The organism is Echinicola vietnamensis DSM 17526, assembly GCF_000325705.1.
Taxonomy (GTDB): Bacteria; Bacteroidota; Bacteroidia; order Cytophagales; family Cyclobacteriaceae; genus Echinicola; species Echinicola vietnamensis.
The window spans coordinates 3,060,335-3,079,809 of sequence record NC_019904.1; the positions used below are offsets into that span (position 1 = coordinate 3,060,335).

The window sequence follows — 19,475 nt, forward strand, 5'->3', positions numbered from 1 at the left end:
GGACAAACAATTCGAGCATCCTTGATTTTAGCATCAAACTTTAAAGACCTATGAAAATACATTTAACGATTATCGTCATATTCTGCATGATATCAATGGGCGTAGAAGCTCAAGATGCAGGAAAGAAAGGCAGTGCAGCACAAGCGAATAATCCCTTGGCCAATATGACGGCCATTAACTTTCACAATTATTACATTCCCCGCTTGACAGATGCTCCAAAAGATGCTTACCTCAATAATGCCTGGGTGAGGTTTGCTAAGCCGATTAGTGAGGGGAAGTGGCTTCTTCGAGTGTCTGCCCCTTTAAATACCACAGGGGTGCCGAATCCCGCTGACGGGAGTGTTAATGCCATTAATGGACTCGGGGATATCAATGCCTTCATGTCTTATAATTTTATCTCCAAACCGTCTGCTACGATAGGTATAGGGCCAAATATTACTGCACCAACCGCGACAGAAACTGCTTTGGGTACAGGAAAGTGGCAAGGTGGATTTGCGATGGTGGCCTTTGTTGCCAAATCCGCGGTGTTTCAATTTGGAGGCTTATTAACCTGGCAGGCCTCTTTTGCCGGTGATAGCGACCGCCCGGGAACCAATATAGCTGCCATTCAACCCTTTTATTTCTGGCAATTGGGTGGAGGGACCTATTTAAGGGGAGCACCTATTTGGGGCTTTGACATTAAGAATGATGCTTTTTCTGTACCATTGGGGTTGGGGATCGGAAAAGTGGTGAAAGTAGAGAACACCGTATTCAATCTCTTTATAGAGCCGCAATATTCATTGCTTCATGCAGGAACCCAGCCTCAATTTCAGCTGTTCACGGGGATCAACATGCAGTTTATGGGGGATTAAATAGTGTTTTTAGTTTTGTATGTATAATTATGGTTTTTAAATACATAAAAAAGTAGTATGTTTAGGTTGTTTTTAATCTAACCTAACACAGAATGAAACTACTAAAATTTCCTGCATTTATTTTCTTTATTGTTTTTGCGTTTTCATGTACAGAGGGCGAGTTGCCTGAAGTTCATGCTGATGTAACTGGTCAGTGGAGATTGACCGAGTTGGATTATTCGGGCGTTACAGTTGTGGACTGGCTGGGGGAGCGTCTCGAATCAAATTTTGAAGGAAAAGGACAAGATCTGGATTGTACATTAACGATTCAGGAGTCTCCAAATACATTTACAGCAGAAGGTGATTACGTCGTCATGCTTCGCTATGATTTGTATGGGCAGCAAGCTGAGCTGCCCGTTTCCATGGAAGGTTTTATGTCCAATGGCATGTGGAACCGGAGTGGGGATCAACTGTCGGTGCAATCGGAGGGGGAACCTGCATCTTCCTGCACTATATTGGAATTGACACATGAAAAGATGGTCTTGTCTTATGAAGGAGTCATTTCCCAATCGATGGATGGCGTGACCAATACCAGTACTCTCCTAGGGGCCTACACATTTGTGAGGGAATAATTTCCTGCATTTGAACCTTACAAGGAGTATAAAGGGGACATTTCTCGCAAATAAGAAGGGGGCTGATAGCATCCAACAAGCAGCATATCCAAGCCTTGAGAGAGTCGTTTTCATAACCAAAGGAGCCCATGGTAAACTTTTGCGTCATTTTAAGCTGCAGATAAAAGGGATGGATATAGATTACAGTGGTGTGTATCTTATCTATGTTTATCAGCATTCAACCGTGGCCTAATAGACACTAAAAGTGGCCGGAATATGATTAGCTATCGAAATAGCTTAGCCCCCAACTTTTCCGATGGATCCCTTACATGCTCCTTGTAAGGTTTGTTGATTCAGCTTCTTACCGTAAATTTGGTCAAAAGTAAATTGTTCAAACATGTCAAACCACGTAAAAATCACCTATTGTACCCAATGCCGTTGGCTCCTTCGATCTGCGTGGATGGGGCAAGAATTGCTTACAACCTTCGAATCAGAACTGGATGAACTCAGCCTATGCCCCGGCACAGGAGGGATTTTTGAAGTGGTGGCCAATGGTCAACTGATATGGTCCAGAAAGGAGCAAGGGCGTTTCCCTGAAATCACCGAATTGAAGCAGCTGGTAAGGGATGTGATTGCTCCAGAGAGGAGTCTGGGACATGCGGATAGAAAGCAGCATTAATGGCCTTTTAGGGGGGTAGGCCTATAAGCAAGGAATTGGATGTGTTTACTTATTATTTCATAATGATTTGTTAAAATCAAATATTCAGATTCTTTTCGGTGTGGCATTATCTTTATGGTGAACTGACAACATCCATGGTACCGCATCACCCCGATATTGAATTGCTGGAAAGTATTCGTAACGATGATCTCCGTGCGTTTGATCAGTTGTACCATCAGTATTGGGAGGTCATGTATCAGGCAGCTGTGGGGCGGTTAAAGTCACAAGATTTGGCTCAGGATGTGGTGCAGGATATTTTTATAGATTTTTGGAATCGCCGAAAAAGCCTCGATATCAATGTCAGCCTAAAGGCCTATTTGCTGACAGCTGTCAAGTACAAGGTGTTCAGGAAGGTGGATAAATTAAACCGACATGAACAACTTAGTGCTAGTCATTTGGAAGAATTGAGTGCCAGTGCGTCATTTATGGAGTTTGAGGAAATTTTTGACTTGATTGAAGTGAAACTGGAGCAGTTGGCACCGATGCATCATAAAATCTTTAGGATGAACAAAATGGAAGGGGTGTCTGTCCGGGAGATCAGCGAACAGGTGAACATGGCTCCGCAGTCTGTCCATAATGTGCTTTCCAAAACCACCAAGTACCTCAAAAAGGAACTAAAGGGCTATTATTTTTTATAGTAGAGTGGATTGAAGGAAGCCATACTTCTGATGTGCTGTAATGGAAGACCAAAGTATATTATAAATTCTTTTCAGTGCAGGATACAATATGCAATTGGGGCCTTTAGGCTCTTTTGGTGTTTTTATTTATCCGCAGTTTTTTCATTAAGCAAACGGGCAGTCCCCAGCGTTTACGCTTGGTTCTTGATTCATACATGTTGTGTTACGCCAATGTGAACGATCGAGTGTAAGGATTAATTTTTTCGTAATCGAATGATCGAGTAGAGATGGAGGGCTGATGACACTTACTAATGATGGAACACAACAATGTCAACATTCCAAAAGAGGTCACAAGGCTTATTGGAAAACTGCTAAGCGGCATTCCCTTGGGAGCGGAAGAGCTTGATCACCTCAATCAATGGTACGATGAGTGTTATGATAGCGAGTGGGAGACGGCTGACCAAGATTTGGGCCCCGATATGCTTAAACGGATCCATGATAAGATTGATAAAGGAAATGGAGGTCGAGTCTCTTCGGATGCTACGTATCCGCGTACTGTTTCCGCTCATAAAAGATTTACAGGCTATAAAACACAAATATGGCTGCGTGCTGCGGTAGTCACTTTTTTATTGATGGCTACTGTGCTGACCATTTATGTAAGTCAATATGGGAAGCAAGAAGTACCACAAACGGTGGCAGCGTGGACAACCTATCAAAATCCCGCAGGACAGAAATCAAAAGTTCGTCTTCCGGATGGTAGCGTGGTTTATGTTAATGCCGCTACGGAAATCAAATACCAAGATGGGTTTGGCGAGACCCATCGTGAGTTGTTTTTGAACGGGGAATCTTATTTTGAAGTGGCCAAGGACAGCCTCCCATTTCGGGTTCACAGTGCGGGATTGGTAACCCAAGCCCTTGGGACATCTTTTAACATCAGCACTTTTGACGCTGCGTCCATTCGGGTACAGTTGGCCAGTGGGATCGTAAAAGTGTATCATGCATTTAAGGATCAACCATCGGTCCAGTTATCTCCTGGCGAAGAAGTAAGGCTTGAGGATGGACAACTATCATCTGTTTTTTCCTTTCATATCGATCAGGCCATTGCTTGGAAAGAGGGGAAGATCTGGCTTGATAAGACACCTCTGAGGGAAGTGGTTCCAATGCTGGAACGGTGGTATGACGTCGATATCACGGTGACCAATCCGCCTCAGGACGAGGTTCGCTTTACCGGGGAATTTAAAAATGCCATGCTCTCCCATTTGCTGGAAAGTTTGGCCTATTCCTACCGATTTGAATACAAAATCAACAAGAAAAACATCACCATCACCTTTAATGACTGATTGCCTATGAAAAAAGAAAGCCAGTTCAAGAAAACCGGCCTCCCAAGTGACAATAGAAGAGTTTCTCAGGCCATTCTATTGCCCTTTTATTTCAATGACATTTCACATCATCAAAACATGACAAATCTATGAAAAAAATATTACATGCTATCCGTATGATCAGCAAATACACCCTTATTGGCTTTGTATTCCAGTTAGCATTCCTTAACCTTCTCCATGCAGGGCCCAGCAAGGCTCAGGGAAACTTAGATATGGAGAAAGTTACCGTGAATGTCAAGGCGACGGCAGCGCCTTTGCCTTCTGTCTTGGAATCCATCAAATCCCAAACGGACTTTGTTTTTATCTATGATGATAAGATCATTCCATCCAATACAGAAATATCCATTGAAGCCCGCAATGAACCATTGGAAAATGTGTTGTTGACCCTCTCCAAAGAACACCGGTGGGCATTTAAGCAGGTCAATGACCGTATCAGCATCAAGCCGATCAAAGGCTTACACCTTGGCAAAATCGTCATTCGGGAGGTTACTGTAAGTGGAACCGTGATGGATGCCAATAATCAGCCAATTCCGGGAGTGACCGTTTTGGTTAAGGGTACCACGAATGGGACTACAACGGACCTGGACGGTCGTTATCGCATGAATGTTCCTGAAAATAGTGTGCTGGTATTTTCCTTTGTGGGTTTTGTTTCGCAAGAGGTGGCGGTTGGCAATAAGGATGTGATCGACGTCCAGCTGGAAGAGAAAATTTCGGCCCTTAATGAAGTGGTCGTGGTAGGCTATGGGGAACAAAAGAAAATTAACCTTACCGGTGCCGTAAACCAAGTAGGCAGTGAAGTGACCGAAAATCGTCCAGCGCCGAACCTCACCAGAATGCTGCAAGGAACCCTGCCAAACTTAAACATCAAAATGGTGGATGGGAGCCCAACAAGGTCTGCAGCATTTAATATTCGAGGAATGACTTCCATCGGCGCCGGTGGTGACGCCCTTGTGCTCATTGATGGTGTGGAAGGTGATCCTAACCTGGTCAATCCCAATGATGTGGAAAGCGTGACCATTCTGAAGGATGCCTCTTCTGCAGCAGTCTATGGATCCAGAGCGGCATTTGGCGTGGTACTGATCACCACCAAATCCGCTAAAGCAGGAAAAAGCCAACTCAATGTAAACCTTAACCATTCTGTTAACAAGCGTACTGTGGTGCCAGACTTGGTGAACAATGGCTACCAATGGGCGAAAAATTTTGACGAGGCTTTTTACGGTTGGTATGACTATAAAACACATCCCATTTCAGTAAACAGTACTTTTCCTTTTTCCTTGGAATACCTGGATAGGCTTCGTCAGCATGATGAGGATCCGAGCTTGCCCAAGGTAGAGTATGTCGAAGAAGTGGGCCGCTACGAATATTATGGGAATACTGACTGGTTCAAATACCATCACAAAGACAATATGCCGGCTACAGAGGCTTCCATCAGTGCTTCCGGAGGCAATGAAAATGCCCGATACTTTATTTCCGGCATGTACTACCACCAAGACGGGATCTTTAATTATTCTTCTGATAAATTTGATAAGTATAACCTCAGGGCTAAAGGAGAGGTAAACCTGAACGATTGGTTGGTCTTGGAAAATAACTTTGACCTGAGCACCTATACCTATGGTTACCCCTTGTTGGCAAATGGAGATATCAATATTTGGAGATACCTGGCCGTGCAGAGTTACCCGATGTTACTGATGAACAATCCTGATGGTACTTATTCTCAAAATGGGGTTTATGTAGGAGCATCTTTCTTGGAAGGAAATAGCCGATCTGACCAAAGCAATTTCTTTGTGCGAAATACCCCAACGCTTACCGCAACGCCTTTTGGAGATCTTTTGACCCTTAAGGCAAACTTTACATTCTCCAAGAAATTCATCAAGGATAAGAGGGTAAACAACTACGTCAACTACAGTAATGCTCCGGGTGACCTCAACCGTTTTGGCAATAGCTTGTTGCGACAGTATGAAGATGAAACGACCTACTGGGGATCCAACATTACAGCCCAGTTTAACAAAACCTTAAACGAAGAGCATGACTTGGGATTGCTTTTGGGATATAACATTGAGAGTTCGTTAACAGAAAACTGGAACACTAGCCGTGACGGGCTATTGGTGCCCGGCAAGCCAGATTATAACCTGCTGGATGGACTCAACTACACCATCAGAGGCGGAGGTAGTGAATGGAAGTATTTGGGTGCTTTTTACCGGTTGAATTACAGCTATAAGGATAAATACCTATTGGAATTTAATGGCCGCTATGATGGCTCTTCCAAGTTTCCTTCCGATGAGCGATATGGTTTCTTCCCATCGGTTTCTGCAGGATGGAATGTATCTGAAGAAGGCTTTATGCAAAATACCAGGAATTGGTTAGCCAATCTTAAAATAAGGTCCTCATATGGTTCTCTTGGAAACGGAAATGTAGCTCCCTATCGGTACTTGGAAACCATGTCTGTCAATAAATCCAGCGTAATGCTGGAAGGTATCCAAAAGGGGTATACTTCACTTCCTGGGGTGATTCCTGCCGGGTTGACCTGGGAACGTGCCACTACCTTTAACATCGGTGTGGATGCCTCCTTCTTGGATGGTCGTTTGGGTGTCAATTACGATTGGTATAACAGGATGACCACTGATATGTTTACCTATGGACAGCCTTTGCCAAATGTATTTGGAGCCACCGAGCCCTATGGTAATTATGCTGACTTGTCTACTAAAGGTTGGGAATTTACCCTTACCTGGAAAGATCAGGCCATTGTAGGCGGAAAGCCTTTTACCTACGGCTTCAATGGATCGCTTTGGGACAACAGGTCTACCATTACCAAGTTTAACAACCCTGAAAAAGTACTGGGATCAGGTTATTATGTAGGCCAGAATGTGGGAGAAATCTGGGGTTATGTTACCGAGGGCTTGTTTACTTCCGAGGAAGAAGTGCTTAACCATGCCGATCAGGATTTTCTACGCAATTCCAATGGAAACATTTGGCTGCCCGGAGACATTAAATTTGCCGATCTCAATGATGACGGTGTGATCAACCAGGGTGACAATACGGTCAACAACCCAGGAGACCGTAAGGTCATTGGGAACAATACTCCTCGATACCAATTTGGATTTACCTTGAATGCCAACTGGAATAATTTTGGGATCTCTGCTTTCTTCCAGGGCATAGCCAAAAGGGACTGGTATTTTGCGCCAGAGGCAGACCTTTTCTGGGGGATTTATAACAGACCTTACAGTTTCCAGCCTACCAAAATGATGAATGACTATTGGACGGAGGAAAACCCTGATGCCTATTTTCCACGATTACGAGGTTATACGGCTTTGGGCACAGGACGGTCACTGGGAGCTCCACAGACCCGATACCTTCAGGATGCGAGTTATATCCGTTTGAAAAACATTACGGTGGATTATACCCTTCCCACACAATGGGTGAACAAAATCGGCATGCAGCGGGCCAAGATTTTCTTTACCGGACAAAACATCTGGACCCGTACCGGTCTGAGCAAGCATACGGATAATTTTGACCCTGAGATCATCGAAAACCCACTCGGTGATATGACCAATGGTTATGGGCAGGGAGATGCCTATCCCATGCTCAAGTCCTACACACTTGGCGTAAACCTTTCTTTCTAACCCACAAACTGGACAATGATCATGAAAAAGATATTTCACATAATTATAGCATTAATCGCATTGGTGCCGATATTGGTGTCCTGCGAGGATTTCCTCGAAACAGAACCAGTGGACAAGTTGGTGCCGAACACCTTTTTCCAATCTGAAAAGGACTTGGAGCTTTATTCTAATTCCTTTTATCAGCGGCAGGTTCCCGGGGGATTGGCAGTGGTCCAAAGTGATGAGATGGGAGAATTCACTTCTAAAAACCAATCCAATAACTTTATCGCCGGTGCATATTCCTCCGTAGATGAAGGCGCTTGGAATTGGTCCGATTTGAGGAATATCAATTATTTTCTGGAAAACTTCGATAATGAAGTGATTCCACAAGAAGCGAGGGATCACTATGAAGGAATCGCCAGGTTTTTCAGGGCCTATTTTTATTTTGATATGGTGAAGCGGTATGGTGATGTGCCATGGTATTCCAAGACACTGTCCACAGAGGATCCTGATCTGTACAAACCACGTGACCCTCGAGAAATGGTGATTGACTCGATGTTACAGGACTTGGATTTTGCGACATCGCATATACGGGACTCCAAGGACAATGGCTCTTCTTTAGTTACCAGGCAAGTAGCCTATGCTTTTATGTCCAGGGTCTGCCTCTTTGAGGGAACTTATCGCAAGTATCATGAGGAGCTTGGGCTCCAAGGAACTGTAGGGGAGCTATTGCAAAAGGCGGCTGATGCAGCTAAGTCCGTAATGGATGCCCAGCAGTATCAAATTTACAGCACGGGAAGTCCAGCGACGGATTATCGGGATTTGTTTACAAATGAAAATCCCGTTTCTGAGGAAGTGATGTGGGCAGTGGTTTACAATAATGCCTTGAAAAGATGGCATAACATCACTTGGAAGTTTAACAGTGCAACCTACGGTAACCGCTGGGGGCTGAACAAGCAGTTTGTCAATACCTATCTGATGACCGATGGTAGTAGGTTTACCGAGCGGCAAGGCTATGATACGATTCAGTTTGTTAGAGAAATGGAGAATCGTGATTTCCGCTTGGCCCAAACCGTTCGCTCGCTGGGTTATACCAGGCTGGATGGTACTCCTGCTCCCCCGAATTTTGGTTACACCTACACCGGTTATCATATTCTTAAATTCAGTTTGGATGACAGTAGACTGGATGGTATTTCTGAATCCTATAATTCCATTCCGCTGATCCGTTATGCGGAGGTTTTACTAAACTATGCCGAAGCCAAAGCGGAGCTTGGGGAGTTTGACGCATCCATTTGGGAGCAGACCATTGCGCCACTTCGTGAGCGGGCAGGGGTGGATTCCAGTATTCCTGCGACAGCAGACAGTTATCTCCAAACGGTTTATTTCCCCAGTATCTCGGATAAGTTTCTGTTGGAGATCAGGCGAGAAAGAGGAATTGAGCTATGCTATGAGGGATTCCGGTATGACGATCTTCTGCGATGGAAAAAAGGTGACTTGGTGGAGATGCCTTGGGAAGGGATTTACGTGCCAGGCCTAAACCAGCCGATGGATCTGGATGGAAATGGCAAGCCTGATGTGGCTTTTGTGGAAACCGTTCCTGAAAGTAAAGTTGCTGGAGTAATCTACTTTGTCATCGATGGTACCAACTCCATTTTGACGGAAGGTGACAAGGGGCATATCGTCTGGAGGGCCAATGAAGATCGACAGTTTCCTGATAAAAAATACCTTCATCCTATTTCCAATACTGATTTGGTACTCAACCCGGATTTGGGCCAAAATCCAGGTTGGGAATAAATTACTGATGTAGTCTTCAGCACCTTGTTGCATTAGGGTGAAGCGCCTGATGCATTGGTCGGCTGGTGTTATTTATAGGTAACGTATTGAAGTAAACCATATTGACTTCATTTATATGATAAATAAAACAATAGTGCTATTGTCGATGATGCTCATGAGCATCATCGACAATACTTTTGGCCGGCAGGCCGATATAGTCATTCCCGATATCCCAGGTTATCAGACATTGAAAGGAGACTTTCACATGCATACGGTGTTTTCGGATGGTCATGTTTGGCCCACTTTTCGGGTCAAAGAAGCCTTACGGGACGGGATGGATGTTATTGCCATTACCGAACACATGGATTACGAAGGATTTCCTGATGAAATCGAAAAAGACTATAACAAAAGTTATGAGATCGCTGCGGCTGCGGCCAAGGATAAAGGATTGATGGTGATCAAAGGCGTGGAAATTTCTCCGCGAGTTCCTCCTTATCACCATAATGCCATTTTTCTGGAAGATGCCAACAGTTTCCCCATTGATTATATGGAAAACACCCATCAGCAATTCATCATGAAAGACTCAGTGACCAGGGATCAGGTGATGGCTCCGTTTTTGGAAGCACAGCGGCAAGGAGCTTTTGTGTCCTATAACCACCCCAGTTATAAGTGGTGGGACAAGAAGGATACGGTATTGTTCACTGATTTCCATCAAGAATTGTTGGATAAGGGAATATTGGGAGGTGTAGAAGTAGTCAATTCCGGGAGGTACAATATTATCGCGCATCGAATGGCCATGAAATATGACCTGACGATGCTGTGCAACACCGACGAGCATTATGACATGTATCCACGCTATGCTGATACACATCGCCCTATGACCTTGGTTTTTGTGGAAGAAAGATCGCCAGAGGGAGTAGAAGAGGCCATGCGGGCCAAGCGTACAGCCTTATACTTTGATGATTATATAGTGGCACGACAGAAAGAAGCAGAAGCGCTTTTCAAGGCAGCCGTCAAAGCTACCATTAATAGCATCGATCGAAATGGCGAACCGATTTTAAGCGTGACCTTGCAAAATACCAGTGATATTCCTTTTCACTTACAGCTAAAAAGTCGTTATGATATCGAATTGCTCCCCCTAGGGCAGCTAACGCTGGGGCCGCAAGAGCAGAAGGAGGTGGTGCTGAAAGCGGTTTGGAAGACACCTGATGAAACTCAGTTGGCCGTTACGGTGGGGAATGTGCTGGTGACACCAGATGAAGCTTTAGAGACGGTGTTTACCTTCAAGGATTTAAACCAATAATGACCTGTTACGGATGATAAACATTTCTTTGCAGCCCTTTATGCTTAAATGCATGGGGGCTGTATTTCTGCTCTTTTGCATACCTAAATGGACGGTATGCCAAAACCTGAAGGTGATGAGTTATAATATTCATCACGGCGCAGATAAAGATGAAGTGCTGACGTATCAGGAAATTGGCCAGTTCATCAAGTCCAGCGGAGCCATGATCATTGGTCTTCAGGAGGTGGATAGCGTTTGTGCCCGTTCTGGAAATAGTGATCAAATGAAGGTTTTGTCTGAGATTACGGGGATGAATGCGGCCTTTGGGAGGCATTTTGCCTATGATGGAGGAGCTTATGGACTGGGGATTCTTTCACAATACCCATTGCAGGATATTCGAAATGACCGGATCACGAGTATTCGATCCAATGGGGAAAAGGGCACACTGGCCTTACTGTCAGCTAAAGTTGCCTTACCTGGTGGTCAGGAAATAATTTTTGCTACGGTGCATTTTGCCTTGGATCAGGAAACCCGACTGCTTCAGGCCCAAGAGGTGGTGAATTTCTTGGCCAGTGACCTTCCAGTAGTCCTTACAGGTGATCTTAATGCCGAGCCAGATTCTAAAGAAATAGTATTACTGAAGAAGCATTTTTTGCAGACCCAGGAAGCGGATAAGCTTACATTTCCCAATGATAATCCCGTTAAGAAAATAGATTATATCATGGTGAGTCATAATGCTATCCACAAGATTTTAGCTTCAGAAGTGGGAGTAGGGAACCATCTTTCCGATCATTTACCTATTTTAAGTGTATGGGAAATGACGAAGTGATAGGCTGATACAATGCAGGTTAAAAACTGAATGATATCATTAAAAATGAACTTTCGGATTTACGGGAGGTGATTGTTTACGGTTTTATACGTTTGACATGGGGCTGGAGTAGTTGGTCATGATGAATGTTAATATGATTGCTCGGAGATAATTTGATTTTGTAATTTTAGTAGTATTAAATTTCATTTTTTCAGTATTTTAGTCTATTTTTAAGTGAAATTATTTAATTCTTATTTCCACACGTTAATTTTATTTAAACACTGACACAATGAAAAAGATTTTAGTTTCGGGAATGCTGTTGTTGTCATTTCAGGCATTTGCCCAGAAGACCCTTCCCCATACAGAATATCGCTTTGAAGGTACTGTAGGGACGACTTTTCAAGACAGTGACCCTGCTGCTTTTCCCAAGCCCATCACACCACCTGAAGGTGCACCTAATATCCTAATGGTTTTGTTGGATGATGTAGGGTTTGGTCAATTTTCCGTTACGGGAGGAGGGGTTCCCTCTCCAAATATGGAGAGATTAGCCGATAATGGGTTGATTTATAATAGGTTTCATACGACGGCTGTATGTTCTTCTACGCGGGCGGCCATACTTACAGGTCGTAATCACCATTCAGCGGGTACTGGTATTATAACCGAACTGGCCACTGGATATGATGGCTATACGGGAATAATCCCCAAGAGCACGGCCACTATAGGAGAGATTCTACGTCAGAATGGCTATGCTACTGCTTGGATCGGTAAAAACCACAATACCCCTGTGTACGAGGTGGGACCTTTGGGGCCATTTGACCATTGGCCAAACGGGCTCGGGTTTGACTATTTCTTTGGCTTTAATGCTGGAGATATCAACCAGTTTAAGTATGACTTACTGGAGAATAGAGATCGATGGGAGCGACCAGAGGGTAAGAAACACTTGAGTACCTTACTGGCTGACAAAACCATTGAATATTTACAAAAAGCTGAAGCTTTGGAGCCTGAAAAGCCATGGTTTACCTACTTGGCCACAGCTGCTACCCACAGTCCTCACCAAGCTCCCGAGGAGTGGTTGGATAAATATAAAGGGCAGTTTGATATGGGCTGGGATGCTTACCGAGAGCAGACTTTTGCAAGACAAAAGGAACTTGGAGTAATCCCGGAGGATGCCGAATTGACCCCGAGACCGGCCAGTCTTCCTGCATGGGATTCGCTGGATGAGGATCAAAAGAAACTATACAGCCGTATGATGGAAATTTTTGCTGCATATGGTGCTCATGTGGACCATGAGATCGGCCGTGTGTTGGATTATGTCGCGACCCTTCCTGATGCAGACAACACCATGATTATCTACATTGTAGGCGATAATGGCGCCAGTGCCGAAGGTGGACTGAACGGAACGATGAATGAAATAGCTTTCTTCAATGCGCATGCGGCCACTTATGAGGAGATGCTCCCCATAATGGACGAATTAGGTACCGAAAAGCACTTTAATCACTTTCCTTCACAATGGGCCTGGGCCATGAACGCCCCTTTTCAATGGACCAAGCAAGTAGCCAGTCATCTCGGTGGTGTGAGAAATCCACTGATCGTTTCTTGGCCTGCCAAGTTTAAGGGAAATGGAGAGGTTAGAGACCAATTTACCCATGTGACGGACATCATGCCTACAATCCTCGATGCAGTAGGGCTAGAGCAACCTGAGATGGTTAATGGAGTTCCTCAAAAACCCGTGGAAGGCACAAGCTTCTTGGCTTCCCTGACCAATGACGATGCTCCCACTACCCATAACATGCAGTATTTTGAAATGTTTTCGAACCGCGGGATTTATAAAGATGGCTGGTGGGCATCCAGTTTGGCTTTTGAACCTTGGGATCCAGTCAGAGATGTGAATACCTATGATCCCATGACTGCAGAATGGGAACTCTATAACATTGAAGAAGATTTTAGCCAGGCAAATAACTTGGCCGAATCCAATCCTGAAAAGTTAGAGGAACTACAGACCCTTTGGTGGGCCCAAGCCAGCAAATATAATGCGCTTCCGATGGATTGGAGGGGTGCGGAAAGATTTTCCATAGAAATCACCGGGAAACCAAACCCAAGTGCCGGACGGGATCACTTTGTGTATCCGAAGCCATTTTCCGGGATTCCAGAAGCCACGGCACCTGATTTGAAAAATAAGAGTTTCACCATTACGGTGGATGCCGAAATTGGTAAAAATGCAAGTGGTATGATCTTTACACAAGGTGGAAACACTGCTGGATGGGGTTTTTACATGAAAAATGGCAGCCTATATTTCACCCACAATTACATTGACCTGGAGCGATATACCATCCAGTCCAATGGTAAAGTTTCTGCTGGAAATCATGAATTGAAGGCGGAATTTGAATACCTAGGAGGAAAAGAAGTAGGGAAAAATGGAAAAGTGAAACTCTTTGTGGATGGACAATTGGTCGGAGAAGGAGAGGTCTCCAAAACCACCCCATTCCGATATACGATGGATGAAACACAGGATATCGGAGAAGATGGTGGAACACCTGTTGACAACAATTATGATACACCATTTAAGTTTTCAGGAAAACTTAGCAATATCCGAATTGACTTAGGTACCAACTAAGATGGATTTCAACTGACTGGTGGATATTGGGGCCTCCAGAGAGACTTAAATTAAGAAGAGTTCCTTCCCGTATTTATACAAGGGGAGGAACTTTTTTTATGCTCACTATGGATTGATCCATGATTGGTTTTTACTTGAATTGCAATAAAAAATAAACGAGATACACTTTTGTTGAGTGAAAATATCTATCAGGTAAAAAGCATGATTTTTTGTCTCATCGGCTTATCCACAAGGGCTTTAATTCCAGGGAGGTTTACTTGCAATTTTACCTTTTACGAGTAATTTTGTTACTCATGAGTAATTTTTTTACTCTTAAGGTTAAGGCTAAATCACCTCATGTGATTGACGGGGCGAAGCTGCGTTTAGGGTGAAAAGATCCCATACAGAAAGCTAACAGCCCGGAGAATGATTATTTCGTTTATAAATTCAACGACCCACAGTGTCTTCAAAGATAATTGAACCATCCAAGGGATGGAAGCTGGTAGATTTCAGGGAATTATGGCGGTATAAGGACCTGCTATATTTTCTTACCCTACGTGGGATCAAGGCCCGCTATGCCCAAAGTATCCTTGGCGTGGCATGGGCCATTATCCAGCCCCTGTTCACCACGTTGGTCTTCACCGTGGTTTTTGGGAACCTGGCCAAAGTCGATTCCGATGGGATGCCCTATATCTTGTTTTCCTATTTGGCTTTATGGCCTTGGAATTACTTTTCCGGTACCCTTACTGAATCGGCCAATAGCCTTATAGCCAATTCGGGCATGATCACCAAGGTCTATTTTCCGCGGATGGTACTGCCCTTGGCATCGATATTCGCCAAACTGCTAGATTTTATCATCGCCTTTTTGGTGGTGATAGGCTTTTTGGTCTATTTTAAGGTCATGCCCGGGTGGGGGCTGATTTTTCTGCCGCTGTTGATCGTGCAGTTACTGTTGACGTCTCTTGGGATGGGTATGATCCTGTCTGCTATGGCCGTCCAGTACCGTGATGTCAAGCATGCCCTTACCTTTTTGGTACAGTTGCTGATGTATGCGGCGCCAGTCGTGTACAGCACGACAGCCGTTCCAGAAGCCTACCGGCCACTTTATATACTGAATCCAATGGTGGGAGTGATCGAAGGTTTCCGTGCAGCCTTCTTGGACCGACCGATGCCCTGGGAATGGATTTGGCCAGGAGCAGTGGTGGCTCTGGTACTTTTTGTCTTTGGGATGTTCTATTTCCGGCGAATGGAGCGGGTGTTTGCTGATGTAGCGTAGGAAGTCTTGAGACTTTAGATATGAGTACTGAGCATACTTCTCCGCTTCCGCTTCTATGGGAGGTCAAAGGCCTCAGGCAGCTGTTTGGGATTTGTGGTCTCGCTACGGAAATAGAAGGAACTTGCCATCCTAAAGCTTCTGATCCGCATTTGTAATGAGGATCGCACGACCGTGGCATTTGTAATGCCCAAGTGACAATAGTGATTGGTCTCTTACCCAGTAACGATCTATGCCATGTCCAAACCGATTATAAAAGTAGAAAACGTTTCCAAGCGCTATCGCTTAGGCCTGAAAGAAAGGCGCTCCAAAACCTTAGCGGGACAGGTGGGCAATATCCTCAAGTCGCCTTGGGAGAATTTTCAGCGATTACGCAAACTCAGTAAGTTTGGTGAGGAAGATGAATCGGTATTTTGGGCACTGAAGGACATAAACTTTGAGGTGAATGAAGGGGAGGTGTTGGGCATCATCGGGAAAAATGGCGCCGGTAAATCCACCTTGCTAAAGATACTTTCCCAAATCACCGAACCGACTTCAGGTAGAATCACCCTGAATGGCCGCGTGGCCTCTTTACTGGAAGTAGGCACTGGCTTTCACCCTGAGCTGACCGGCAGGGAAAATATCTATATGAACGGTACCATCCTCGGCATGACGAGGCGAGAGATCGACCGGAAATTGGATGAAATCATTGACTTTTCGGGCATAGAAAAGTTTGTGGACACACCGGTAAAGTTCTATTCCTCGGGCATGAAAGTGCGTCTGGGTTTTTCGGTAGCAGCACATTTGGAGCCGGAGATTTTGGTCATCGATGAGGTGCTGGCCGTGGGAGATTATGAATTTCAGCAAAAGTGCCTCGGAAAGATGGAGGATGTAAGCAAAAACCAAGGACGGACCGTGCTCTTTGTGAGCCATAATATGGGGGCTGTCAGGAATCTATGCTCAAGAGCTATTTTAATTGAAAATGGATCAATAAAATGTGAGAGCGGAACTTCAGAGGTACTGAAAGTTTATGTGGAAAAAGACTCCATTCTTGGTACATCAAAAATGCTCCTGACTAACCATCCAGATAAAAAATTAAAAGGAATTGGTTTGTTGTCAGCTTGTATTAAGGTTGATGGAGAAGAAACGAATAGCATCACGACCGGGCAGTCTTTAGAAATAATATTGGATTATAAAGTTAAAGTTTCTCATTTGAATATGCCGATGGAAATTGGGTTTGGTTTATTCGATAGTGAGCTGAATGGGTTATTAGCTTTTAATAATAGGAACTTTAGGAAATTAGTAAAATTGAACAATACAGAAGGCAAGGTCATAATTAGAATTGATGAATTCCCTATGTATAGGGATGAGCTTTTAAGTTTGTCATTTTACTTTGGATATTTGGACACAGAATATGAAGTCCTTCATAATGTAGGGAAAATACGAGCTGTGACTTCCGATTATCTGAGATCTTCCTATCCATTTAATTCCAGACTAAATCAATATCAATTAAAAAACGTAACCTATTCGGTGATTTGAAGCGATTAAAAAAAATTATAAACAAGTGCTTAGAATTATGCCCGCTATTTGTTCAACTTCTATTTTTGAATATGAAGTTTTACTCAAAAAGAGTAAGGCTTGATTTTAAAAGGATGCTGACTGAACTTTCCAGTAAAGAAGAATTTAAGTTTATACTTATTGGCGCAAATGATGGGCTTAGCTTTGATGATATTTTTGATGTTTTTGATCAGAATAGAGCAAGTGGTTTAGCCATTGAGCCATCTCCAAAATATTTTGAGGAATTGAAATTAAACTTAGAAAAGTTTAAGAAAGTTAAATTGCTAAATAAGGCTATTTGCGAAGAAGATAAAAAAGTTCTATATCAGTTATCTCCATCAGGATTAAGGAAACTACCTGATTGGGGAAAAGGAATTGGCTCCTTCGATAAACAACACTTGCTAAAGTTTGGTATAGACAAAATGGATATGGAAGAAATCGAGGTAAATGGCATTAGTTTTATGAACCTTCTTTCGTCTTATCAAGGATTTTATGAAGTAGAATATTTGCAAATTGATACGGAGGGCTATGATGGAGAAATTATAAAAATGATAGACTTCAAGAAGTTCCATGCCAAATTGATAAAATTGGAGTGGGTTAACCTATCCGAAACCTGTAAAGAAGAGGTGAAACAAATTTTTAAAATGAACAATTTTATTTTTTTCGAAGAGAAGCATGATTCATTTGCAGTTCATTGTTCATTAAGGCCTAGATTGAAATGATCCCAAAAGTCATTCATTATTGCTGGTTTGGCAGGGGTAAAATGTCGGCGCTTGAAAAGCGTTGTTTGGAATCATGGAAAGAACATTGCCCCGATTTTGAAATAAAGGAATGGAATGAGGGGAATTTTGACATTGCTTTTTGCGAGTTTACCAAAGAGGCCTATCGATTGAAAAAGTACGCTTTTGTCTCCGATGTGGCCCGACTTTATGCATTGCATCAGGAAGGGGGGATTTACCTGGATACGGATATGCTGCTTATTGATTCATTAAATTCGGTTTTGGCAACGGACTTTTTTATTGGGAAAGAAAATGAGAAGTCCCTCAATGGGGCAATAATTGGCGCTATAAGAGGCCATAGTTATTTGAAGGCGTTGATTGGGGTGTATCAAGATAACAAATTTGAATTGGGTGGGAAAATTACAATTCCCATGGTTCTGAATGAATGTCTACTTACAAATAGGGAATTGAGGGTGTACTCCTCTGAAGTTTTCTACCCTGTACCATTTAATAGAAAACATGAAAACCACCAAAAATTCATAAAAGACAATACCATTGGCATACATCTTTGGAGCCATTCGTGGAAGGACAAATACACCTACTTGAGAGAGAGGAAGTATATCAAAGCTTTTAAGTCCTTTTTGAAGGAAGATGTATTTAGGTTAAGGGAATATTCTTTTCTAGGTGTTTTTTTTATAAGAACAATTAAGTCCGCTTGGGTAAAAATCAACTGGTAATAAAGCTATGGTTTCTGTACTCTTACCTGTTTATAATGGTGAAAAATACTTATATAAATGCGTTAAAAGTATTCTAAATCAGTCTTTTAAGGATTTTGAATTGATCATTATAAATGATGGATCTATTGATAAGAGTAGAGAAATTATCACTAGTTTCCGTGATGAAAGGATTAGGTTGGTTTCGAATGAAACGAACATGGGATTGATATTTTCCCTTAATAAAGGATTGAAGCTGATAAGATCAAAATACATGGTTAGGATGGATGCGGATGATATTTCTCATTCTGACCGGATTCTACATTTGGTTGAGTTCATGGAGTCCAATCCCACGGTTGGTATATGCGGTACTAAAGTGGGGACGCTTGAAGATTCAAGTAGCAGGCCTGATGCTGTGCTTGATGCTGATATAAGGGGGAAGCACTTGCTTAATTGTGCCATTACACATGCCTCGGCTATTTATCGAATGGATATTATTAGATCGAATAAATTGAGTTATGATGAAGGCTATAAACATTCTGAGGACAACGACTTTATTACGAATATTTTGAAGGTTTCTGAAGGAGCGATTTTGAACCAAAACCTATATTGGGTTAGAACGCATGATGATCAGGTATCAAGAAAGTTTAGAGACATTCAGAAGTTTAGTAGCACAAAAAGGCGTGTGGAGTTACTTGGTGAGGTTTTCGGGGTGAATTTAAATAGTGAAGAAATAAAGTTGTACCAAGCATTGAGTTATAAGGAATTTGGGTTGAACAGTACTGAACTCTTTCGCTTGGGAAAATTAACATTGAAATTGGAACAGGAAATCAGCCCAAATGATGATTTCCTGTTTAATAGAAAGGTTTTTTTGAAAACTTTATACAGGAGATTGGATATTGTCTATTTAAAGCATGGCCCTTTAGGGATATCTGTATTCGTAAACTACCTGAGATTGTTTCTTCTAAATAGACGAACTCAAATCGGAGCAAGGTTATTTATAAAATCACTATTACGAAGGTGA

The 19,475-nt window shown here is 43.0% G+C and carries 15 protein-coding genes; all 15 read left to right on the forward strand.

Features of this window, described 5'->3' with window-relative positions:
• The first annotated feature begins 50 nt into the window (after positions 1–50).
• The gene (locus ECHVI_RS12575) at positions 51–851 is read left to right on the forward strand and encodes a hypothetical protein (protein WP_015266376.1); all 801 of its coding nucleotides are present in this window, start codon (positions 51–53) and stop codon (positions 849–851) included.
• Positions 852–943: 92 nt separating this feature from the next.
• Positions 944–1,462 (forward strand): hypothetical protein, encoded by a 519-nt coding sequence (locus tag ECHVI_RS12580; protein ID WP_015266377.1) that lies wholly within the window; start codon positions 944–946, stop codon positions 1,460–1,462.
• Positions 1,463–1,838: 376 nt separating this feature from the next.
• Positions 1,839–2,120 carry an Rdx family protein gene (locus tag ECHVI_RS12590; RefSeq protein ID WP_015266378.1) on the forward strand — a complete coding sequence of 94 codons (282 nt, stop codon included), beginning with the start codon at positions 1,839–1,841 and terminating at the stop codon, positions 2,118–2,120.
• Positions 2,121–2,254: 134 nt separating this feature from the next.
• Positions 2,255–2,797: an RNA polymerase sigma factor gene (locus tag ECHVI_RS12595; RefSeq protein ID WP_015266379.1), complete on the forward strand. Its 543-nt coding sequence runs from the start codon at positions 2,255–2,257 to the stop codon at positions 2,795–2,797.
• A 290-nt stretch (positions 2,798–3,087) separates the two neighbouring features.
• Positions 3,088–4,116 carry a FecR family protein gene (locus ECHVI_RS12600; RefSeq protein WP_015266380.1) on the forward strand — a complete coding sequence of 343 codons (1,029 nt, stop codon included), beginning with the start codon at positions 3,088–3,090 and terminating at the stop codon, positions 4,114–4,116.
• 128 nt (positions 4,117–4,244) lie between these two features.
• The gene (locus ECHVI_RS12605; protein ID WP_015266382.1) at positions 4,245–7,775 is read left to right on the forward strand and encodes a SusC/RagA family TonB-linked outer membrane protein; all 3,531 of its coding nucleotides are present in this window, start codon (positions 4,245–4,247) and stop codon (positions 7,773–7,775) included.
• Positions 7,776–7,796: 21 nt separating this feature from the next.
• The gene (locus tag ECHVI_RS12610) at positions 7,797–9,548 is read left to right on the forward strand and encodes a RagB/SusD family nutrient uptake outer membrane protein (protein WP_041739776.1); all 1,752 of its coding nucleotides are present in this window, start codon (positions 7,797–7,799) and stop codon (positions 9,546–9,548) included.
• A 115-nt stretch (positions 9,549–9,663) separates the two neighbouring features.
• The gene (locus ECHVI_RS12615; protein ID WP_157501387.1) at positions 9,664–10,830 is read left to right on the forward strand and encodes an Sb-PDE family phosphodiesterase; all 1,167 of its coding nucleotides are present in this window, start codon (positions 9,664–9,666) and stop codon (positions 10,828–10,830) included.
• A 115-nt stretch (positions 10,831–10,945) separates the two neighbouring features.
• Positions 10,946–11,638: an endonuclease/exonuclease/phosphatase family protein gene (locus ECHVI_RS12620; protein WP_157501390.1), complete on the forward strand. Its 693-nt coding sequence runs from the start codon at positions 10,946–10,948 to the stop codon at positions 11,636–11,638.
• Positions 11,639–11,906: 268 nt separating this feature from the next.
• Positions 11,907–14,231 carry an arylsulfatase gene (locus tag ECHVI_RS12625; protein ID WP_015266386.1) on the forward strand — a complete coding sequence of 775 codons (2,325 nt, stop codon included), beginning with the start codon at positions 11,907–11,909 and terminating at the stop codon, positions 14,229–14,231.
• Between the two features lie 439 nt (positions 14,232–14,670).
• Positions 14,671–15,486 (forward strand): ABC transporter permease, encoded by an 816-nt coding sequence (locus tag ECHVI_RS12630; protein ID WP_015266387.1) that lies wholly within the window; start codon positions 14,671–14,673, stop codon positions 15,484–15,486.
• Between the two features lie 234 nt (positions 15,487–15,720).
• Complete coding sequence (locus ECHVI_RS23325; RefSeq protein WP_015266388.1) at positions 15,721–17,001, forward strand: ABC transporter ATP-binding protein; 1,281 nt, start codon at positions 15,721–15,723, stop codon at positions 16,999–17,001.
• Between the two features lie 113 nt (positions 17,002–17,114).
• Positions 17,115–17,741 carry an FkbM family methyltransferase gene (locus tag ECHVI_RS12640; protein WP_015266389.1) on the forward strand — a complete coding sequence of 209 codons (627 nt, stop codon included), beginning with the start codon at positions 17,115–17,117 and terminating at the stop codon, positions 17,739–17,741.
• Complete coding sequence (locus ECHVI_RS12645; protein ID WP_015266390.1) at positions 17,738–18,475, forward strand: glycosyltransferase; 738 nt, start codon at positions 17,738–17,740, stop codon at positions 18,473–18,475. The genes ECHVI_RS12640 and ECHVI_RS12645 overlap by 4 nt, the downstream gene beginning before the upstream one ends.
• A gap of 7 nt (positions 18,476–18,482) precedes the next feature.
• Positions 18,483–19,475 (forward strand): glycosyltransferase family 2 protein, encoded by a 993-nt coding sequence (locus ECHVI_RS22975; RefSeq protein WP_015266391.1) that lies wholly within the window; start codon positions 18,483–18,485, stop codon positions 19,473–19,475.